Below are 21,776 nucleotides of genomic sequence, written 5' to 3'. Positions count from 1 at the left end.
ATAGTTCACCTTTCCAAAATGAAAAGGTCGTCTTATAAACGTGGTATGGACTAACAACCGATATATAGCTGATATTCTTCTCTTTATCCATTAGTCCCATAATTTGGCATGCCTTTGGCATATACTCCTGCATAAAAAATAATAGTATACAAATTAAAAGGTAAAGAGACTATGGTTAATAACAAATCAGCTTCCTTATTCCAAAAGGAGCAAGTGATGGAGAGCCTGAAGCAATCATTCGTGAAACTCAACCCGAGAGCGATGATAAAGAACCCGATTATGTTCACCGTAGAGGTATGTACGGCAGTCATGTTTCCGGTGACAATCTACTCCATATTCAATGATGCACAAGGCTCGTTCGCTTACAACATCTGGGTGTTTATCATCCTATTCATTACTTTACTGTTTGCCAACTTCGCCGAAGCAATAGCCGAGGCACGCGGAAAGGCTCAGGCAGACAGTTTGCGAAAGACGCGTGAGGAAACTCCTGCTAAAGTCATTATAGGTGACAAAGTGCAAACCGTGAGCAGTTCCGGACTGAAGAAAGGCGATATCTTTATTTGCGAAGCAGGTGATACCATCCCTGCCGACGGAGAGATTATCGAAGGACTCGCCTCCATTGATGAAAGTGCCATTACGGGAGAATCCGCTCCGGTGATCCGCGAGGCGGGAGGCGACAAAAGTTCCGTAACGGGTGGTACGAAAGTATTATCCGATACGATCAAAGTATTGGTTACGCAGCAACCGGGTGAGAGTTTTCTCGATAAGATGATAGCCCTTGTGGAAGGTGCATCCCGACAGAAGACCCCGAACGAGATAGCCCTGACCATCCTTTTGGCCGGCTTCACACTGGTATTCGTCATTGTATGCGTCACCCTGAAGCCGTTTGCCGATTATACGGGAACAGTCATCACCATTGCGTCGTTCTTATCTCTGTTCGTGTGTCTGATACCAACGACTATCGGTGGACTGCTCTCTGCTATCGGCATTGCCGGAATGGACCGTGCCCTCCGTGCCAACGTCATCACCAAGTCCGGTAAGGCAGTAGAAACGGCAGGCGATATCGACACACTGCTGCTCGACAAAACAGGAACCATCACTATCGGTAACCGCAAGGCTACGAAGTTCTACCCGGTAAAAGGTATGGACGAACATGCGTTTATAGAATACTGCCTGCTCTCGTCTATCTCCGATGAAACACCGGAAGGTAAGTCTATCGTGGAACTAGGACGCGAAAACGGAATACGAATGCGCAGCCTCAACACGACCGGAGCCAAGATGATTAAATTTACCGCAGAGACCAAATGTTCCGGTGTAAACCTTGCCGACGGAACGGAAATCCGTAAGGGAGCTTTCGATGCCATCCGCAAGATTACCGAAGAAGCAGGTAATGTATTTCCCGACGAAACACAAGAAGCAGTTGCTTCCATCTCTTGCAACGGAGGTACACCATTGGTGGTATGTGCCAACAAGAAGGTTATCGGAGTCATCGAATTGCAGGATATCATCAAGCCGGGCATTCAGGAACGCTTCGAACGTCTGCGCAAGATGGGTGTAAAGACTGTAATGGTAACGGGTGACAATCCACTCACTGCCAAATACATTGCCGAGAAAGCAGGTGTAGACGACTTCATTGCCGAAGCCAAACCGGAGGATAAGATGAACTACATTAAAGAAGAGCAACAGGCAGGTAAACTTGTTGCCATGATGGGTGACGGAACCAATGACGCCCCTGCCCTCGCCCAAGCCAATGTAGGCGTAGCAATGAATAGCGGTACACAGGCAGCCAAAGAAGCCGGCAATATGGTAGACCTCGACAATGACCCTACTAAACTGATCGAGATTGTAGAGATTGGTAAGCAGTTGCTTATGACACGCGGAACGCTTACAACCTTCTCCATCGCCAACGATGTGGCAAAGTATTTCGCCATTATTCCGGCATTGTTCATGATTGCCATCCCGGAACTCGCCGCACTCAATATCATGGGACTTCACAGTCCGGAGAGTGCCATCCTTTCGGCAGTCATTTTCAACGCCATCATCATTCCTATCCTGATACCGTTGGCACTGAAAGGAGTAACATACAAACCGATAGGTGCAAGCGCACTGCTCCGCCGCAATCTGCTCATCTATGGTCTGGGCGGTGTCATAGCACCATTTATCGGTATCAAAGTAATAGATTTATTCATAGGATTATTCTTTTAAATATCAGCAACAATGAAGAACTTTATTAAATCACTTAAGCTTACACTCGCATTCTGTGTATTCTTCTCCGTATTCTATGTATTGATTCTGTGGATATTCGCACAGTTCGCAAGCCCCAACAAAGGAAATGCCGAAGTAGTCACCCTGGATGGAAAGATAGTGGGTGCGGCAAACGTCGGTCAATCCTTTACCAAGGACATTTACTTCTGGGGACGTCCCTCCTGCGCCGGTGACGGTTACGACGCTACCAGCTCCGCCGGCAGCAACAAAGGCGTAACCAATGAGGAATATCTCACCGAAGTATCGGCACGGGTGGATAGTTTCCTTGTTCACCATCCCTACCTCAACCGCAATGAAGTACCAGCCGAAATGGTAACGGCAAGCGGTTCCGGACTCGACCCGGACATCACCCCCGAATGTGCTTATGTACAAGTAAGGCGTGTAGCTCAAGCACGAGGGATGAATGAAGAACAAGTCAAAGCCATTGTAGATAAGGCAATAGAAAGGCCGCTACTCGGTATGTTCGGAACGGCAAAAGTAAACGTACTAAAATTGAACATCGCATTAGAGGAAACAAATGATCAGAAAATACATATTTAATATGAAGAAGTATATGAAAAAGATAATCGACATAGACAGTGAGTCTAAAGGTGCTATTAAGATAATGGCAATCATCGCCGCATTCCTATGGATTGCAACAAACACCTGCGCCCAGGCACAGGAGAAAGGTGTCAGTTTCAATGTGCAGGGAGACTTGGTAAGTTCCTACATATGGCGTGGTATGTATCAATCCGGTGCGGCAATCCAACCTACACTCGGATTGAGTGCAGGAGGTTTCTCGCTCACGGCATGGGGTAGCGTGGACTTTACCGGACAGGGACATAAGGAAGCAGACCTCACCGCAGCATACAGCGTAAAAGGTTTCACCATCTCATTGGCTGACTATTGGTGGGCAGGACAAGCCGGTTCTAATACAAGTGGCGAAAAGGCGAATACCGATGTAGACGGTGCAGGGCGTAACAAATATTTCAACTTCGACAATCGCGATACCAAACATATTTTGGAAGCCGGACTGGCATATACACTTCCCGTTGAGAAGTTCCCGTTGAGTATTGCGTGGTACACCATGTTTTGGGGAGGCGACAAAAAAGTCAATGATAAAGGGGAGGTGAAGAATGCTTATTCTTCTTACATCGAGTTGAACTATCCGTTCACCGTGAAAACCGTAGACCTGAACGCCACGCTCGGTGCAAGCCCTTTCAAATCACCGGGCAACTATTACAATGATGGTTTCGCCGTAACAAATGTAGGATTGAAGGCAACAAAGGCTATCAGGTTTACCGATAATTTCTCCCTGCCCGTCTTTGCACAAGCTATTTGGAGCCCGAGTCGGGAGGACGTGCATTTCGTGTTTGGTATCACATTAAAGCCATAAATACCATAATAAGAAATGGATAGAGAACAAAACGTGCAACACTTCCTCGACCTGATAAAGAAGTCGCGTCGCGGTAAATTTAAGATCTATATCGGTATGATAGCCGGAGTAGGCAAATCTTACCGTATGCTGACGGAGGCTCACGAGCTTCTAGCCGGAGGAGTGGATGTGCAGATCGGTTACATTGAGACGCATGGACGACCGGACACGGAAGCATTAGTGACAGGACTGCCCGTCATCCCCCGCCGGAAGATATTCTATAAAGGAAAAGAAATAGAGGAAATGGATCTGGATACCATCATACGGATTCATCCCGAAATTGTCATCATTGACGAACTGGCACATACCAATGTGGAAGGCAGCCGGAATGAAAAGCGATGGCAGGATGTGCTCGATTTGCTCGAGGAAGGTATCAACGTAATCAGTGCCGTCAATATCCAGCATATTGAAAGTGTTAACGAAGAGGTGCATCGCATCTCCGGCATCGAGGTAAAGGAACGCATCCCCGACAGTGTTCTCGAACAGGCAGACGAGGTAGTCAACATCGACCTCACCGCCGAAGAACTCATCACCCGTCTGAAAGCCGGAAAGATATACCGCCCGGAGAAGATAGAACATGCGTTGAACAACTTCTTCACGGTAGAACATATTCTCCAGTTGCGCGAACTTGCCCTAAAAGAGGTAGCACTCCGGGTAGAGAACAAGGTGGAGAACGAGGTGGTGATATCCAATGTAGGGGTGCGACATGAGAAGTTTCTCGCCTGTATCAGCAGTCATGAGAAGACACCCCGCAAGATCATCCGTAAAGCAGCAAGGCTCGCCGCACGTTACAACACCAAATTCGTTGCCCTGTACGTGCAGACACCCAAAGAGAATCCCGACCGTATTCCTCTCGCCAGCCAGCGCCATCTGCTCAATCACTTCAAACTCGCTACGGAATTAGGCGGTGAAGTAGTGCAGATACAGTCGGCGGATATCATCGGAAGCATCCTGAAAATATGCAAGGAAAAGCAAATCAGTACCGTGTGCATGGGAAGTCCGTCTTTCAAGCTACCACAGATATACTTCTCCATTACCCATTACAAAAAATTAATAGATACACTGTCGCAGTCTAACATAGATTTGATTATCTTAGCCTGCAATTAACATGAACAGCCATGAACATTAAAACGAAACTCACTTTCGGCATAGGCGTATTGGTAGCCATGATTGTACTGCTGGTAGTTCTTTCGGCAGTAAACCTCCAGATACTGACTGCCACCGAGCCTGACAGCCCTGCAGCAGGTCCAGGCTTGCAACGGGCATTGATGTGGATCTACATCGTAGGCATTGCCTGCATTCTTATCGGAATCGGCATGTTGTTCCGCCTACCCTCCTCCATCAACAAGCCCATCAAGGAACTGACCAACGGCATCATGGAGATAGCCAACCATAACTATCAGAAAAGATTGAATCTCGGCCCGAATGAGGAGTTTATAGAAGTAGCCGAAAGTTTCAACCGCATGGCGGAACGGCTGGCTGAATACCGGGCAAGCACTTTATCCGACTTGCTTGCAGGCAAGAAATATATTGAGGCAATCGTCAACAGCATCACCGAACCGATCATCGGGCTGAATAAAGATAAACAGATCGTCTTTGTCAACGAGGCAGCTCTCAACGTGCTGAACCTGAAACGGGAAGCCATTATCAATCAATCAGCTCCCGAACTATCCCTGAAAAATGATTTATTGCGTCGCCTGATACGGGAACTGCTCAACCCCGGTGATACGAAAGAACCACTCAAAATCTACGCAGACAACAAGGAGAGTTATTTCCAAGCCAAATACATCCCTATAAAGATGGTAGAGACCGGCGAGAAAGAACAGACTTATATAGGAGACGTCATCCTGCTGAAGAACATCACGGAATTCAAAGAACTGGATGCAGCTAAGACAACTTTTATTTCTACTATCTCCCATGAGTTGAAAACCCCAATCTCCGCCATCCTGATGAGCCTTCAATTATTGGAAGACAAGCGGGTAGGTGCACTCAATGAAGAACAGGAAGAGCTATCCAAGAGTATCAAAGAAAACAGCGAACGTCTGCTGGGCATCACCGGTGAACTGCTTAACCTGACGCAAGTGGAGGCCGGCAAACTGCAACTCATGCCGAAGATTACCAAACCAATTGAGTTAATAGACTATGCCATTAAAGCCAACCGTGTACAGGCAGAACGATTCGGTATACAGATAGAGGTAGAATATCCTGAAGAGAAAGTAAGCAAACTGTTCGTGGACAGTGAAAAAATAGCATGGGTGCTCACCAATCTACTAAGCAATGCCATCCGCTATTCTCCGGAAAACGGGAGGGTAATTATCGGTGCCCGTCAAGAAGACGACTATGTGGAAATGTACGTTCAAGATTTCGGCAAAGGCATTGATCCGCGTTACCATCAAAGTATCTTCGACCGTTATTTCCGTGTACCCGGTACTAAAGTACAAGGTAGCGGTTTAGGACTTTCCATATCCAAAGACTTTGTAGAAGCGCACAACGGGACACTCACTATCCAAAGCGAAGTAGGGAAAGGAAGCCGGTTTGTCATTCGGTTTAAAGTGAAATAGAGAATCTGTCATATTAAAGAAGGAGATTGTGTCAAAACTATCTCAATTCCCCCGCTTGAGCGGGGGTAGGGAGTGTGTGAATTTTCTAACAGTTTAATAAGCAAAGAAAGATCACACACCCCTTAATCCCCGCTCAAGCGGGGAAACTTAGATGCTTTGACTTTTGGCACAACCTCCTTCTACAAATCATATCGTGCAAATCCTCAACGATTCTTTATTTCACGTATACCTTACCGGTCACTATGCCGTCATCCGTAACTATTGATAGAATATACAATCCCTTAGACATAGTATCCATATCGATTTTATCCGTACCAGAATAGTTGCCAACCAACATACCATTCACGGTATAAACCCTAGCCACACTATACTCTTTCAGAATAGACAAAACATTGTCCGAGAAAATATAAGTACCATTCATATACTCTTGCGATATAGACTGTGGAGGATTCGTGTTCCATATCTTTGCCGAATACAGATTATAAGTAGTTATCACAGTTCCTTTAGCAGCCTTCTTCTGACCGTCGGCTATAAATCCGAAATAATAAAGTCCGTCTTCCTGAATGGTTACCATACCTGTTGCTGTTTGTTTATCCTCAGATATAACCTTACCGATAGCGATAGTCTCCGTAAATGACTCAGGCATATCCTCTCTTGCCATATACATTCCGATATTTATCTTTGCCACCTCTTCTTCTTCAAGGTTTTCCGGGTAATCAATGGATAGCTGATAATCAAAGCTCACATGTATTTCATCACCTTTGCGGCACTGAAATACCGGCGCAACATATACACCCGGCAATTCGGTGGGAATATCCATATAGGAATAAGCGGCACGATTGGTTTGCATAAACGTTGCATCACCTTCCGATACCTGTGCCCACTGCTGGAAAGCTCTTGAAGGATTGTAATGATACCATTCGTCTTCCCTGTTTGCAAAATCAGCCTCATACGTTCCCAGCTCCATACCCGTCGTTACAGGTTTCGTTATAGAGAATAAATCCATATAAAAATTACCTGCCGTTGTTGTGGAAGAGCACTTCACACCAATATAATACTTGCCGGACTGATTCAAGCTGATACTCTTACATATTTTCTTGTACTGTTTTGTACTGACAATTGATTTTTCCGCCTTATACACAGATATGGTCATTGATTCACTATCAGGCGCAGTACCTAAGAATATTTCAAAGTCTTGCCCATATACTTCCGGATCAATCATATTAAGGAAAGTGCGGTAGAAGAAACTGAAATCATAAGTCCCTGCCTCAATATCTATACATCCTGAATATGCCCAGTCTCCATCGGGGTTCATTGCCGAGCCCGAATGATAAATAGCACCGGTGCCACTATAAGCAGAACGGCTTGAGGAAAAATTATTGCCTGTAGCCCAAGTACCTCCGAAGATCCAGTACAAACGTTCCAAATCTGTTTCAAAATCGCATTGATACGGAATAGAACCATTCTCATAATTAATAATGACCGGAGCCACCCATGAATTATTATAAGCATCAATATCATCAGGATCTTTCACTGCCACCTTAATAATATAAGTATTGTTTGCCGAAATATCGACTTTCGTAGTAAATGTATGGGTAACCGTATCTCCGGGAGCTATATCTCCGACATAAGTTTCCGTTATCTCTTTCCCATCATTCACAGTATAAGATAATGGCAGGTTGCTTCTCACGGTAGTTCCGTGATTTGCCACTTTCAAGGTAACTGTATTTTCCGTCAGGTTAAATCCGGTCTCGGCCGAATTTGTTGCAGTAATCATACACATATCTTCGTCCTTATCAAAGCGGATATCATCAAGAATTATATCATGCCCCTGTCCGTCATTGTAAAATGCCAGATAATAATTACCTGCTTCCTGAACATCGACAGATACATATCCCTGCTTGTAATTCAATAAATTAGCATTAGTCAACGTAGCAACGCACAATGGTTCTCCTTTCTTTATTTCATCCGGTTGATCTGTTTTTGTCAGATAAACCTTTATATTACATCCGTCCACAGCAGATGCCGATGACATTCGCGTCAGATAATAGAATGAGATACGTGCGTTACCTTTAGGAGTGTTGATTGCCGGTGAGATAAGCCAATCATTATGCTCGGTACCTGCCAATGAACTGATATAAGCAGCGTTGACTCCATCTTTAGCATAATTCACTTGTCCGTCTATAACTTGCATCAGCTCCCAATAGACAACATCATTGTCCGGATTGGATATGATCCAGTTTGAATTATTTTCCGTGATTTCAAAACTCTCTTTATAAGGAAACGCCTGTGCCTCATATGATGAAATAGTTAAGGATTTAGAATCATTACCGGGATCTCCGTCCGTAGGCAATTTAGTCCCGACCGTTAAAGTATGCATTCCGACAGCACTTAAATCAATCTTACCCGTTTTAAAAGTATATTCAACACTTTCGCCAACTGTCATGGAAGCGATTGTTTCTTCCACTTTAGTGCCGTTATCCAATTGATAATACACTGCTATATTTGTTAAATCTTTATTTCCTATATTTTTAAAAGTAGCCTTCAACTCCACATTATCCTTTGCCAACGTCGCATTCAATGCCGGAGAATCAATCGAAAGGACGGTCACATCATCATACGGATCTTTTATTTGTATATTGTCCAGAAAAAGCTGTCCCATATAAGTAACGGCAGGTTTTATTGCCAATGTATAAAGCCCTGCTTCCGGCACATCAATCGACATGCTTGTTGAAGAATACGCCGGAGAAACAGCCAGATTACCGGTACCGCTAAGAGTCAATTCACTAAAGTCCTTCACAAGATACACCTCTAAATCCGCTTCTACCAATGTACGGTAATCAAATAATATTTTTACCGTTCCCTTTGGCAAAGAAATACAGCTACTCATTAAATAACTGGCATTATAAGTCAATGTCCAGCACCAACCTTTTAACTCATCATTATAATAATGCCAACCGGTTCCTCCGGTAGTAGTGCTCATGAATGCCGTCTCTGCATTATCATCTGTCATGGTAAACGGATAATCAATCTCATCTCCAATAGCAATAGAAACAGTTTGCGCATCATTATCATGATTAACATCCGCATCAGATTCAACCCATACTTTTATTTCATATTCATTGCCTGACCTCAATGTTGCAGGTGTCTGAAAAGTATATTCCCGCTGATCTCCACCGGCCAATACTTCATTCACCATTTCGGTAACTACCGGATTATTACCCACCTGATAGTTCATCTTATACGACTCGACATCATAACCTACATTCCTAACAGTAGCCTTTACTACTTGCTCCGTCTCACAACTGGAAATAGGACTATCAACCGCTATAACAGACAAATCCGAAGCCTTCACCTGATTTATCACAATATTATCCAGATACAGGGAATTAATCAACATAGGGAAAGCCTGCGGCGTTCCATAATCATGGAAAGCAATATAGATTTCCTGCCCGGCAAAGCGGCTCAAATCAACACTGTAATTATTCCAATTATCGGTAGATTGAGGAAGAATAGACAGGATAACCGTTTCGAAGTTTGCTTCATCTGTTCCTGTTGAAGAAACAGCCACTTCAAACTTTATTTTCGCTTCATCCGGAATCGTTGCCATACCATTGTAAGATGAAGCATATCCCATCATAAAGTTCAGGATATCTCCATTATTTACGGTAATCTTTGGTGTTATCAACCAAGAATCCGGGTTAGATCTTCCATAGTCCACAGACAAATAGCCGGTAATAGATAAAGCGGCATTCTCTCCTCCCTGTACAAATCCCGACAAGTTCTTTAAACCATTGTCTGTATAAGGAATTGATTTCCATTTATAAATGTCCCCTGAGCTTTTCACAGTCCAACCCTCCGGTGGAAATGTTTCTCCTTCAAATCCTTCATTCAATGCTTGTCCATAACTTGTAACAGCAATAAGAATGAAACAAAACGTAAGTAACAGATTCTTCATAAGATCGATTTATTTAATTAATAATTGAAGATGATAAATCGTTTCACATCTCTTTTTGACAAAGTAAATCATATTTTGCATAACTGTATGAGGCATCTGCCCTTACTATGCTACGATAACATTGTTAAACCGTACCTACAAAAATACCATATACCTATATAATAAGTTATATATCAATTACATATAATACCGTTATAAAAAGTAACAAAGACATATTTTCTTTATTTTTCCACCCTTTTCCTGTCTTTATTTTAAAGAAAAGCCTGTATTCTCTAACTATTTCTTATATTTGTCATTAAATAAATTCTCACTTTAAACATCATATCGCTTATAATGATTCGTAAATCAATTACATTCATTCTGTTATTATCATTAAGCACCTTATCTGCTTACTCTAATACGACAACCGATAACTACCGGAAATTATTGAATAAATCGAAGATAGTTGCGGCAAACCATGAATCTGCCCTCAATCAAGCATATGTCCAAAAAGCTGACTCACTATTACAACTAAATCCTTCTAAACAAAACTTGATTGCCGCCGAACAAGTTGTTTTTGACATCTGTTTCAGTTTGCATCAACAAGACAATCATCACGACGTTATAAGCTACATATCTTATTGCCAACCTATATTAAAAGAAATTATACCGGATGAAAAAGAAGCGTACTCCATATATATCAACATATTAGACCAATATGGAGTAGCTTATCAAAATATCGGATTGGCCAGTCAGGGAATGAATATATTCTTTAAAGCATTGGCACTGGCAGAATATAAAAATCTAAAGTCTGAGACAACGGTGCTTTACAATAACATTGCCGCGACTTATGCAGAACAGCATCAATATGCAAAGGCAGATTCTATCTATACAAAAGCAATTCGTATCAATGAAGAATTAAAAGACAAAGAGAAACTGTTTGTTAACTACAATAACCTGTCTGTTCTTGCCAGCAAACAAAATGACCATAATAAAGCTCTGGAGTACGCTTTTCTAGCAATACACCAACTGAAAGCCCGGAAAGATTCCAGCATGATTATGCTGATGTTGCGTAATATTTCCGGCATCTATCTTCATAAAGGAGAACGGAAATTGGCATTGCAATATTTGCAGGAAGTAAAAAGTTATCAGGAAAAGCATAATGAACATAGATACTTGATGAATACCTATAACATGATGGCAGAAATATATGTTCAACAAGAAGATTCTTTCCTATATTATCTGAAGAAGACGCTGAAAGTAGCCCATCAAAATAACAGCATAACTGATAATACAGGTATATTATTCCGGCTATCCAGCTTCTATGAAAAGAAAAAGGACTATGCTCAAGCTAATTTCTACTTAAAACAGTATGCAAATATAAGAGACTCCATACTTGCTTCCGACAAGCAGACGCAAGTAGACAACTTATTGAATATGTATCTGGAAGAGCAACAGCAACACACAAAAATAGAACAGATACAGCAGGAGCAAACCAAAACAATCCGTCTGATGCGTATCATTTCCGTTATTTCAGTAATGATTATCTTATTCGGATTTATCTACGGTATCTTGAAACTAAGAAAAGAGAGGAAGAACTATTTCAATAAAGTACGCAGGCATTTACGCAAACGGCAGGATATGCTGTCGGGACAAAGAGACCGAATTATGTCTTTGATAGATGAGATTGAAAAGAAAAACGAGCTGCTCAACCTGAACGAAAAGAAACGAACAGTGCTCTCGCTGCAAGCTATACGCAGCCAAGAGTTTATAATGGTTCTGATTGAAGAACTAAAGCAGCTACTACTGGAACTCAACCCCAGAGATAATAATACGAAGAAACATATCCGCGATATCATCTCCAGATTAAACCAGATGAGTAACGACAGCACACAGAAAGAATTTATAGATTCTTTTGAAAACATCTATCAAAAATTCTACGATACACTCAGTGCAAAATATCCGAACCTGACTATTAGGGAATTAAGATTATGCGCATTAATACACATCGGGCTTTCCAATAAGGAAATAGCCGATATCACATTCAGGGAAATCCGTAGTGTGGAAGCTGCGCGTAACCGGCTCCGCAAGAAACTGGCACTATCACAGAATGAAGACTTATCCAAGTTTTTAATGCAGTTCTAAGCTATTAATCCAAAAGGACAGGGAAGTTTATTCATCCTATCGGGTTATTCTTCTGATTCGCCTTAGAAGAAGTTATACTTCCACAAGGGTGAAACAATATTTTCACCCGGATGAAAAAGTTGTTTCACCCTTGTGGAAATATTGTTTCACCTGAGTAAAAATCCAACTTCTTCCTTATAAAGAAACCAAATTCTCCGACGATCACCAAAACCGATCCCTAATGAAAGATGTTAATATCCCAACGGTTGCGTTATCCAATCGATATTTTCCCAACGACGTACGCGTTGCAATATTTCAAAACTGCTACGGAAAAAGTCGACAATAGTCTCTTTCGGATTTTTGTAAGAAAAAGCATCTTCCAATGTAAGGAAAAACTCTTTCTTCTCCGGCATAAACACAGCTCTTTCCGGGCGAAGCATCTTTTCATTACCCTCTATATCGGAAATAAAAGGATATGGCATTACATAAAACGAAGGTTTGGGAGCACGCACATCACCCGGCCAAAAGCCAAACTCACAATTACTTTCATCAAAAGCATGATATGAAATAGGCGTTTTTTTAGGCATCGGAGCATATTCACCACTATACAGGATACACGACAAATCCATCGTCCCGAAATAATAAGCGGGGAAATCAGCTTTTCCACGATAAGGAGACAAGAAGCGATTCAGCACATCATAAGCAAAAAGCAAATTATCCTGAAACATCGTAACCGCTTTTGCATCATAAGAATGATGCTTGGTATCCTTATCCAAACTTACCTGATCATAAAACTCCTGTGAACGTACATTTATTTTAGAAGGAGAACCGATATAAGCCAAAGCATCCATCAGTTGTTGATAATAATCGGCTATCGTGATGCCGTCTTTCAAAGGAATAAGCGTCAGTTTACCTTCCGCACTGCGCACTTCGATATGATGCTTGCGAAAGTTTACCTGAATCTCGAACGGTGAACGGTCTCCCTGTATAATACCTGTAGTCATTCCGTCTATGGTGAGATATTGACGGGCATGTGCCCATTCAGGACGTTTGTCACAACGTTCCAGTTTTATTTTTCCCGTAATCTGTAAAAGCATATGAAGCGTATCCGCCGTATCCTGCCATTCAGGATAGTTGATAAAAGAAATATTCATATTGGTCTGTTATTAAGTTATTTATAAATATGACAGATAAACAAACAAACTGTTGAAATAGTTCAATAAAAAAGAGTGAACCATATTAACCTTCATTTGTTATAGTTAAATGAAGAGAGATTACAAAACTATATAAACTCATATCAAACACTACTGACTCATTATGAAATATAAAAAGATATTTTTGTTTGCATTATCACTATTGACAATGCAAGGCATATTTGCAGGACAACCGACAAAAGAATTACCTCAATTCACCTTGGGAGGCGCACTCCGATTCAACTATAATTATTCCGATTGGAAAGAAGACCATACAGGAGGGGCATTCGGATATGACGTCCTCCTACTCCACCTTCACGGCTCTTATAAGAAATTCCTGTTTGATGCCGACTATCGTTTCTATGTAAAGGATTTCGGCGGTCCGATGCTGAAATACGGCTGGTTCGGTTATCAATTCAATGAGAAATCCCAACTGCAACTGGGGCTGACACGGGTACCTTTCGGTATACAGCCCGTAGGTTCCAATAACTTCCTGTTTAACATCAACTATTATGTAGGTTTGGAAGACGATTCGGATATGGGTATCAAATATGTCTATGAAGGAAATCACTGGGACTTTGCCGCCGCATTCTTCAAGAATGCAGATGAAATGCTGTTCGATCCTAAAGCAGAAACATCCGGCGACCGTTACGGATACGATGTAGGAGGAAGAAATAAGGAAATCAACCAGTTCAACGGTCAGCTCTTCTACAAATGGGGTGACAATGTACGACAGAAGATAGGCGCATCCGCAGAGTTCGGACAACTCTATAACCTCGATACAAAAGGCAAAGGCACTCACTTTGCATTTGCCGTCCATCATGAACTTTTTTGGAAAGGGTTCAGCGTAAAGACACAAATATCTACCTACGCCATGTATCCCAAAAACAAAGCCGGAGAGAGCCGCGACACAATCATGATGACAGCTTACGGTGCTCCTTATGCCGTAGCGGCAAAAGCCAACACCTACACATTGGGAGTTGCCTACACCATCCCGCTGAATTGGGGACCGGTGAAAAGTATTCAGTTCTACAATGACTTCGGATGGTTGCAAAAGTGGGATAAAAAGCAAAAGGATAGTTTTGAAAACGTGGCAGGATGTATGATAGCTGCCGGACCGATCTATACCTATATCGATTACGCCATGGGGAAACATCACGCATGGTTGGGACCGGACTGGGGAGCCTTTGCCTACGGCAACGGAAGCAATTCCTGGCACGCACGATTGAACATTAACTTCGGATATTATTTTTAGCCATGATAAAAGAATTATTTAAAATATATGCAGACCGGTGGCAGTTCTTCCTTAGCTTGACATGGGAACATATCCAAATATCGGTCACGTCCATTGCAGGAGCCATCATCATCGGGTTAGCTCTTGGAGTAATGATAAGCCAATACCGTAAATCGGCATCAGTAGTATTGGGACTGACAAATTTTGTCTATACAATCCCCTCCATAGCTCTATTCGGTTTTCTGATTCCGGCAACAGGTATCGGCAATACCACTGCCATCATAGCCCTGACTGTCTATGCACTGCTTCCGATGGTGCGCAACACCTACACAGGAATTACAGGCATCGACAAAGAAATAATAGAAGCAGCACGGGGAATGGGAAGTACGCCTTTCCAAATATTATGGAAAATAAAACTTCCGCTAGCCTTTCCGGTGATACTGTCCGGCATACGCAACATGATGGTCATGACAATCGCACTCGCCGGAATTGCCGCATTTATCGGTGCAGGAGGGTTGGGAGTAGCTATCTACCGGGGTATCACGACCAACAATAGTGCAATGACCGTTGCCGGAAGTCTATTAATTGCACTTCTTGCCTTATTAGCCGACTTCGGAGTGGGAAGATATGAAAGACACATTAAAAAGAAACGTAAATTATTATAGTTATGAAAATAAAAATAACACTACTATTCATCGCATCGCTAATCTTCGTTGCCTGCGGTGAGAAAAAAGACACGATTCGTATTGCTACCAAACCGATGACGGAACAGTTCATTCTCGGTGAAATGCTGGCACAACTGATAGAAGAAAATACGAATTATAATGTAGAGATAACCAAAGGTATCGGTGGCGGAACAAGCAATATCCACCCTGCTCTGCTAAAAGGTGAATTCGACCTATATCCCGAATATACAGGCACCGGTTGGCTGGTAGTTTTGAAAAAAGACTCCTTTCCTGCTCCGGAACAGTTATATAAAGAGCTTAAAAAGGAATACCATGACAAATATGGCTTGGAATGGATAGCTCCATACGGATTCAACAATGCATACAGTCTTGCCGTAAGCAAAGAAAATGCTCAAAAGTACCACTTAAAGAAGTTTTCCGACCTGGCACAGTATCCGGAAAAGTTCACACTCGGAGCGGAATACGATTTCTTCGAGATACCCAAAGGATATTACGACTTATGCAAATATTACAACCTGAAGTTTAAGGGTAACAAGGATATGGATATAGGATTGAAATATGAAGCCATCAAATCAGGGAAAATAGATATTATGAATGTATTCACCACCGACGGACAGTTAAGTGGCGCAGGATTGGTAACACTAGAAGATGATAAATTCTACTTTCCTACTTATTACTGTGCAACAGTTGTACGGGAAGATGCACTTAAAACCCATCCGGGATTGAAAGAGGCGTTAGAGCTGATGCAAGGCCTCCTGACCGATCAGGAAATGTCCGAACTGAATTATCAGGTAGATGTAAAGGGACGCCCGGAGAAAGAAGTGGCTCATGATTTCTTGCAAAAGAAAGGTTTATTACATAAAGAGGAGGTGCAAAAATGAGAACCGATGCAATCATCCGTTTTGACCACGTATCAAAATCATACGGAGAAAACCTAGTCCTCGCCGATTTCAATTTATCTATTAATAAAGGTGAATTCGTAACGGTTATCGGAAGTTCCGGTAGCGGAAAAACCACGATGCTGAAAATGATAAACGGTCTGCTAACCCCTACTCTAGGCACTATCTACGTAGACGGTAAAGATATTGCCAGGGAGAATCAGACTCTCCTGCGTCGCAATATTGGTTATGTCATACAAGGTATTGGGCTGTTCCCTCACATGAATGTGCGCAAAAACATCGCCTATGTACCCGAATTATTAAACCGCCGTGACAAAAAGCGTACCGCCAGAGCTGTGGAGCGTCTTATCGAAGTAGTGGGTTTGGAACGTGAAATGTTGGAACGTTATCCCGCAGAGTTATCCGGCGGTCAGCGTCAAAGAATCGGCATCGCGCGTGCGCTTGCCGCCAACCCCGAAATTCTATTGATGGACGAGCCTTTCGGAGCTGTTGATGAGATCACACGCAAAATGTTGCAGAATGAAATAGCACGTATCCACCAAACGCTCGGAGTCACCATCGTGTTTATAACCCATGATATAAAAGAAGCATTAAAACTGGGGACACGTATTCTGGTTATGAACAAAGGAAAGGTTGAACAAGACGGTACACCTGAAGAGATCACTCTTTCCCCGGCCACTGCTTTTGTGAAAGAATTAGTGCAAATTAATTGACTGTTTGTACAAAAATCGTTTAAATATCGAGTAAATAAAGAGAAAATCCTATTTTTGAAAAATAATTCCGGTAAAATCCTTTTCAGATATTCATAATCAATTATATTTGCAGACAAATTAGTTGGGTGCTTTCAGGCAACCAGATTGTTTAATCAAATTATTCCGAATAAAATGAAAGAATTAGTAGAAAAAATTCAGGCTGAATTCACTGCATTTACTGAAGATGCAACAGCACAGATGGAAAAAGGTAACAAAGCTGCCGGTACTCGTGCACGCAAGAGCTCTTTGGAACTAGAAAAAATGCTAAAAGAATTCAGAAAAGCATCTTTGGAAGAATCTAAAAAATAATAGATTTACCCAATGTTACAAAAAAGCCTTGCAATAATAATCATTGCAAGGCTTTTTCATTTATCAGCTCAATAGACTCCTATCTCATCAAAATAAAGCCAAACGCCTTGACCTGCCCTATGATGGAAAGATGGGGTTTCACCCGGACTTGCAATATCGAATTTTAAATAACGACCTTTAGAGGATAAATCATCAAACTTAAACTCATCCATATAGATACCATCCCGGAATATCTCTTTTTCTGTAAAACTCAAAGTTCCAATCTTCTTGAATTGTTTATTATCATCCGATACCGAAAGTACAATAGATTTTGGGTAGTGTACTCCCATACCATAATTAACCACATGACCTAATGTTACTTTATCAAAAGTATCTTCCTCACCTAAATCCAACGTAAAAGATACATTTTGATCGTACCAGCCACACCATTCAAAGTCAGTATGCTTATCAGTTCCCCTTACTCCATTCGTTAATAAGAATACATTCGGATTTGTATTACCAATCACCGCTTTTCCTGTAGCCTTATTCCACTTCAAATCTAATGTTAACACTTCCCCTTTACTCTCTTCCCCTACAAATGTTGCAGCTTTAACAACTATATTTTTCGTAACGACCAAAGTATCGGTATATAATGTAGAAGCGAAAGTAGGACTCGTTCCATCCAACGTATATCTAATATCCACATCAGGACGCGTACATGACAAGATGACTTTCAATTCATCATTCTCCGGTTTCACGACATGATCTAGATTATACATTGATTTAGAATAACCGATTCCCATATATTCCCAACGTTTTGTCAGTTTATCCAAACGTTTTAAAAAACCTGCCCAGTTTTTTGTCCCTTTCTGTGCCCAGGCAATATCAGCCAATGCCGCTACACGTGGGAAGACCATATACTCCACATGTTCCGGACTTTCTATAAATTCGGTCCACATAGAAGCCTGTACTCCTAATAGATTTTCAGCAGCTTTAGCTTCCCAATCAGCTTGTACGGGTTCATAATCATAAATTTTCTTCATTGTATTATTACCGAAATAAGTACGAGGTTCAAACCATTGCGGTCCTTGATAATAATCCAAATAAAGAATCTGTGAAGGAGTCATTACAAACTTATGTCCTTGTTGTGCAGCCTTATAACCAGCTGTTCCTAGACCTTGCCAGCCGAATATTACAGCTCCTTCAGGAACTTTACTATTTGTCCATTCATCCCAACCGATTACCGTACGCCCTTTGCTCTGCACATATTTCGTCATACGATCCATAAAATAACCTTGCAGGTCTTCTACATTAGTAATACCTTCTTTACGCATACGTGCACGACATTTAGGACATTTCTCCCATGCCTCCTTATTAGCCTCATCACCTCCCAAATGGATATATTCAGAAGGAAATAATTCTAAAACCTCATCCAATACATCCTGCAAAAAAGCATATACACTATCGTTTCCTGCACAATAAACGACATTTGAATTACGGCCTCCCATTCCCGGTAATACAGAAATATAATGATCTATCACCGGGCATGCATATTGAGGATAAGCAGCCAATGCAGAATTGGAATGTGCCGGCATCTCTATTTCCGGTATCACCTCTATTTGCCTTTCTGCTGCAAATGAAACAATTTCTTTAATATCCGCCTGAGTATAATATCCTCCCACAGGAGTTTCCTCCCCCGGAGCTGTAGGATTTTTCTTTAAAGAAAATGGACCTTCCCGATATACTCTCCATGCACCGACTTCCGTAAGTTTAGGATATTTCTTTATTTCCAAACGCCATCCCTGATCATCGACCAAATGAAAATGAAGCTTGTTTATTTTCAACATAGCCGCAGCATTTATAATCTTCAAAACAGTCTCCTTCGGCATAAAGAAACGGGAAACATCCAACATCAATCCTCTATATTCAAAACGAGGACTATCTTCAATCGTCAATACCGGAACATTCCAACATACATTTTTAGTAACAGTAGGACTCTCTAATTCTGCAGGAAGTAATTGGCGTAAAGTTTGTACGCCGTAATAAGCCCCTTTGGAGTCAGAAGATTCAATCCGTACCTTATCTGCAGAGACGATTAATCGATAGGCTTCTTCCTTCAAAGTAGAATCTGTTACAAATGCCACATCTGCTTGAGAAACATCATCCACAAATTTAGGAACGAATCCTGCCGATTGTTCAAATAATCCGGCCAATTGAGAAGCAACATCTGATTGTTGAGCACTATTATCTACTGCAATAGTCGTTTTAGAAGAAAAAACAAATTCGCCTTTGTCCAATACCATCTTTTCCGGTTCCGGAACAATTTGTGCATCCAAATCTCTTGTAACGGCAACTTTACAACTTGTAAATACAGTAATTAAAATGAGAAATATAAAAATATGCTGTTTCATAATATTATAAAGAAGGTTCATAAATCTTTTACCTATAATTTATAGAAAGTGGAAGGGCGCAAAACGCCCTCCCTTTTCTAACTACCTCAAAAACTAATACCCCGGGTTCTGGTCTTTCAATGATATCATGTCATTTGAACTCATTTCCATTCTAGGAATAGGAATCAACTGATTACGAATCAAATAACCATCCCAGTCCTCTGCTCCATCATTCGGATACCAATACTCTCTCCACTGAGCTGAATAATTATTTTCAAGTCCGTAATGATAACATGCAGAAGTTATGCTATCATTATTATTACGCATTAAAACTTCATTCTTACGCCATTCAATACCACGACGACGAGTATCTATAAATCCGTCAAATTCCGCAGCCAATTCAAAAAGACGTTCATGGAAAATGTACTTACGGACATCATCTTTACCCATTGTACCTTGCAAATCCTTTGGATATACGGAAGCCGGCTTTGAGGAATTACGTGCGCGTTGCAATACCCTGTTTACCAATCCGATTGCCGTACCCGTATTGTTCAATTCATTTTCCACATCGGCCATCAGCAACAAGAAATCCGCAAAACGATAAACGTACAGATTATTATTTGCATAACGTCCGGAACAATCATTCGTCATATACTTACCAAAATATGGCCAGTCATTAATATTCCAGTCAGACGGACCTTTTGTTCTACAATAAGCATCTCTCACTAATGAATCCAATTCACTCGGCTTCGGATTAGTTACATCTGCATACTTAGCAAAATCAGAAAAATCTATCGAATCAACAATTTCCGTTACAGTTTCTTCTATAGGAACTAAAACAGGAGGTAAACCTTCATAAATTACAGAATATTCCCAACCAACTGTATCTTTACGTGTTTTCGATACATATGGATACGCAACCTGAATTTCATCCGATGGTTGTTTATTCACATATTTCACCCATTTTGAACAGAATGTTACTTTCAGACGCGGATCATCCTGATAAGTTCCATGAGCCCAGTTATAGAACGATTTATTAGGCTGTGAACGTCCCCATGTCTCACCTTGTGAACAGTTCTGTGGAGAAAATGTCCAGTGCAAAGAGTTATAACCTACATTTTCAGTTGTATTTTTGGTTGCATCGATTACAAAAACAAATTCTTTAGAGAAGCCCAGACGCTGACCATTAAATAATGTATTAAAATCCGGTTCCAAATCAAAGCTGCTTTTCGTTAAAACTAAATCCCCATATTCTTTCGCTTTCTTGAAATAGCTCTCACTACTTTGCATTTCAGGCCATTCTATCTTTAACTGACCAGCAGCCCAAGTATCTCCCTGTTCGGCAGCCCATGCATTACATCCCATCAACCAATAAAGTTTTGTCAGATAAGCATAAGCGGAATATTTATTAGGTGCAGTAGGTGCAGAACTGGATAATGAAGAAGTCTCATCCAAATCACTAATAGCCTCTGTCCAATCTTTTATGATTTGATCCAATACTTGCTGACGGGTTCCACGCGGCATTGCCACTTTATCACGATTGGATGGTTCTAACCGCAAAGGTACGCCACCATAAAAAGTATACAAGCTATAATAACAAACAGCACGCATGAACTTAGCTTGCGCTACCATATTAGCTTTCGTTGCCCAACTCGCACTTTCACTACTATTACATGCATTAATGAAAATATTACAGTTAGCAATAGCCTGATACAATGCTCCCCATACCAAATTATTAAATTCATTATCCGTAGGTATCAAACCATTCGTATATTGACAACGGTTATCGGAAGTAACGAAGGAAGTCCAGCAAAGTCCGGATGCTTCCGTATTTATTTCCGGCAACAACTGTGCGAAAGAACCTTGCACAGCCATCAAACCGTAAATTCCATTCAGTGCCATCTGGGCAGATTGCTCACTACTATACACTACTTTACTATTGGTTGTATATTCAGGATCCTCGTCCATACAAGCCCCGAACATGACCAATACAAGTAACAAATAGATTATATTAAATTTCTTTTTCATATTAA

The 21,776-nt window shown here is 41.5% G+C and carries 15 protein-coding genes; 11 read left to right on the top strand and 4 right to left on the bottom strand.

Translation table 11 applies throughout. From position 1 onward, the window contains the following. Positions 1–171 precede the first annotated feature (171 nt). The 5 genes from kdpB to DXB63_RS11175 are packed head-to-tail and all read left to right on the top strand — an operon-like array spanning position 172 to position 6,240. Entirely contained in the window at positions 172–2,205 is a 2,034-nt protein-coding gene (kdpB, locus tag DXB63_RS11195) for a potassium-transporting ATPase subunit KdpB (RefSeq protein ID WP_122126502.1), read from the top strand. A gap of 12 nt (positions 2,206–2,217) precedes the next feature. Beyond that, a complete protein-coding gene (locus tag DXB63_RS11190) occupies positions 2,218–2,805 on the top strand; it encodes a K(+)-transporting ATPase subunit C (RefSeq protein ID WP_122126501.1) in 588 nt (195 codons plus the stop codon). 13 nt (positions 2,806–2,818) lie between these two features. Continuing rightward, positions 2,819–3,640, top strand: a complete 822-nt coding sequence (locus DXB63_RS11185; RefSeq protein ID WP_369869605.1) for a hypothetical protein — start codon at positions 2,819–2,821, stop codon at positions 3,638–3,640. A gap of 15 nt (positions 3,641–3,655) precedes the next feature. Continuing rightward, the gene (locus DXB63_RS11180) at positions 3,656–4,786 is read left to right on the top strand and encodes a sensor protein KdpD (RefSeq protein WP_122126500.1); all 1,131 of its coding nucleotides are present in this window, start codon (positions 3,656–3,658) and stop codon (positions 4,784–4,786) included. A gap of 11 nt (positions 4,787–4,797) precedes the next feature. Further along, entirely contained in the window at positions 4,798–6,240 is a 1,443-nt protein-coding gene (locus DXB63_RS11175; protein ID WP_122126499.1) for an ATP-binding protein, read from the top strand. A 214-nt stretch (positions 6,241–6,454) separates the two neighbouring features. On the opposite strand, the gene DXB63_RS11170 is transcribed toward DXB63_RS11175, so the two are convergent. Further along, a complete protein-coding gene (locus tag DXB63_RS11170) occupies positions 6,455–10,198 on the bottom strand; it encodes a choice-of-anchor J domain-containing protein (RefSeq protein WP_122126498.1) in 3,744 nt (1,247 codons plus the stop codon). Positions 10,199–10,531: 333 nt separating this feature from the next. On the opposite strand from DXB63_RS11170, the gene DXB63_RS11165 reads away from it, so the two are divergent. After that, complete coding sequence (locus DXB63_RS11165; protein ID WP_122126497.1) at positions 10,532–12,322, top strand: tetratricopeptide repeat protein; 1,791 nt, start codon at positions 10,532–10,534, stop codon at positions 12,320–12,322. A gap of 230 nt (positions 12,323–12,552) precedes the next feature. On the opposite strand, the gene DXB63_RS11160 is transcribed toward DXB63_RS11165, so the two are convergent. Further along, positions 12,553–13,455 (bottom strand): DUF5996 family protein, encoded by a 903-nt coding sequence (locus tag DXB63_RS11160; RefSeq protein ID WP_122126496.1) that lies wholly within the window; start codon positions 13,453–13,455, stop codon positions 12,553–12,555. Positions 13,456–13,663: 208 nt separating this feature from the next. Between DXB63_RS11160 and DXB63_RS11155 the strand changes: the two genes are divergently transcribed. The 5 genes from DXB63_RS11155 to DXB63_RS11135 all read left to right on the top strand — a co-directional run bounded on the left by DXB63_RS11155 (position 13,664) and on the right by DXB63_RS11135 (position 17,374). Further along, on the top strand, positions 13,664–14,749 hold the full coding sequence (locus DXB63_RS11155; RefSeq protein WP_122126495.1) for a hypothetical protein: 1,086 nt from the start codon (positions 13,664–13,666) through the stop codon (positions 14,747–14,749). Between the two features lie 2 nt (positions 14,750–14,751). Beyond that, positions 14,752–15,393 (top strand): ABC transporter permease, encoded by a 642-nt coding sequence (locus DXB63_RS11150; protein WP_122126494.1) that lies wholly within the window; start codon positions 14,752–14,754, stop codon positions 15,391–15,393. Between the two features lie 2 nt (positions 15,394–15,395). Beyond that, positions 15,396–16,295 (top strand): glycine betaine ABC transporter substrate-binding protein, encoded by a 900-nt coding sequence (locus DXB63_RS11145; RefSeq protein WP_122126493.1) that lies wholly within the window; start codon positions 15,396–15,398, stop codon positions 16,293–16,295. Beyond that, positions 16,292–17,026, top strand: coding sequence for an ABC transporter ATP-binding protein (locus tag DXB63_RS11140; RefSeq protein ID WP_122126492.1), 735 nt, complete (start codon positions 16,292–16,294; stop codon positions 17,024–17,026). Before DXB63_RS11145 ends, DXB63_RS11140 begins: the two co-directional genes overlap by 4 nt. 171 nt (positions 17,027–17,197) lie before the next feature. Further along, positions 17,198–17,374, top strand: coding sequence for a histone H1 (locus DXB63_RS11135; protein ID WP_122126542.1), 177 nt, complete (start codon positions 17,198–17,200; stop codon positions 17,372–17,374). 68 nt (positions 17,375–17,442) lie between these two features. On the opposite strand, the gene DXB63_RS11130 is transcribed toward DXB63_RS11135, so the two are convergent. After that, positions 17,443–19,764 carry a family 20 glycosylhydrolase gene (locus tag DXB63_RS11130; protein WP_122126491.1) on the bottom strand — a complete coding sequence of 774 codons (2,322 nt, stop codon included), beginning with the start codon at positions 19,762–19,764 and terminating at the stop codon, positions 17,443–17,445. Between the two features lie 93 nt (positions 19,765–19,857). Beyond that, positions 19,858–21,771, bottom strand: a complete 1,914-nt coding sequence (locus tag DXB63_RS11125) for a RagB/SusD family nutrient uptake outer membrane protein (protein WP_122126490.1) — start codon at positions 21,769–21,771, stop codon at positions 19,858–19,860. Positions 21,772–21,776: the final 5 nt, after the last annotated feature.

Source organism: Bacteroides sp. OM05-12, from assembly GCF_003438995.1.
Taxonomy (GTDB): domain Bacteria; phylum Bacteroidota; class Bacteroidia; order Bacteroidales; family Bacteroidaceae; genus Bacteroides.
Note: the sequence above shows the minus strand (reverse complement) of the source record. Positions and strands in the feature narration are given on the sequence as shown.

What these genes read in the sequence shown, in the direction of transcription:
- kdpB (WP_122126502.1), top strand. Translation starts at nt 172, where the DNA reads ATGGTTAATAACAAATCAGCTTCCTTATTCCAAAAGGAGCAAGTGATG.
- DXB63_RS11190 (WP_122126501.1), top strand. Translation starts at nt 2,218, where the DNA reads ATGAAGAACTTTATTAAATCACTTAAGCTTACACTCGCATTCTGTGTA.
- DXB63_RS11185 (WP_369869605.1), top strand. Translation starts at nt 2,819, where the DNA reads ATGAAAAAGATAATCGACATAGACAGTGAGTCTAAAGGTGCTATTAAG.
- DXB63_RS11180 (WP_122126500.1), top strand. Translation starts at nt 3,656, where the DNA reads ATGGATAGAGAACAAAACGTGCAACACTTCCTCGACCTGATAAAGAAG.
- DXB63_RS11175 (WP_122126499.1), top strand. Translation starts at nt 4,798, where the DNA reads ATGAACATTAAAACGAAACTCACTTTCGGCATAGGCGTATTGGTAGCC.
- DXB63_RS11170 (WP_122126498.1), bottom strand. Translation starts at nt 10,198, where the DNA reads ATGAAGAATCTGTTACTTACGTTTTGTTTCATTCTTATTGCTGTTACA.
- DXB63_RS11165 (WP_122126497.1), top strand. Translation starts at nt 10,532, where the DNA reads ATGATTCGTAAATCAATTACATTCATTCTGTTATTATCATTAAGCACC.
- DXB63_RS11160 (WP_122126496.1), bottom strand. Translation starts at nt 13,455, where the DNA reads ATGAATATTTCTTTTATCAACTATCCTGAATGGCAGGATACGGCGGAT.
- DXB63_RS11155 (WP_122126495.1), top strand. Translation starts at nt 13,664, where the DNA reads ATGCAAGGCATATTTGCAGGACAACCGACAAAAGAATTACCTCAATTC.
- DXB63_RS11150 (WP_122126494.1), top strand. Translation starts at nt 14,752, where the DNA reads ATGATAAAAGAATTATTTAAAATATATGCAGACCGGTGGCAGTTCTTC.
- DXB63_RS11145 (WP_122126493.1), top strand. Translation starts at nt 15,396, where the DNA reads ATGAAAATAAAAATAACACTACTATTCATCGCATCGCTAATCTTCGTT.
- DXB63_RS11140 (WP_122126492.1), top strand. Translation starts at nt 16,292, where the DNA reads ATGAGAACCGATGCAATCATCCGTTTTGACCACGTATCAAAATCATAC.
- DXB63_RS11135 (WP_122126542.1), top strand. Translation starts at nt 17,198, where the DNA reads ATGAAAGAATTAGTAGAAAAAATTCAGGCTGAATTCACTGCATTTACT.
- DXB63_RS11130 (WP_122126491.1), bottom strand. Translation starts at nt 19,764, where the DNA reads ATGAAACAGCATATTTTTATATTTCTCATTTTAATTACTGTATTTACA.
- DXB63_RS11125 (WP_122126490.1), bottom strand. Translation starts at nt 21,771, where the DNA reads ATGAAAAAGAAATTTAATATAATCTATTTGTTACTTGTATTGGTCATG.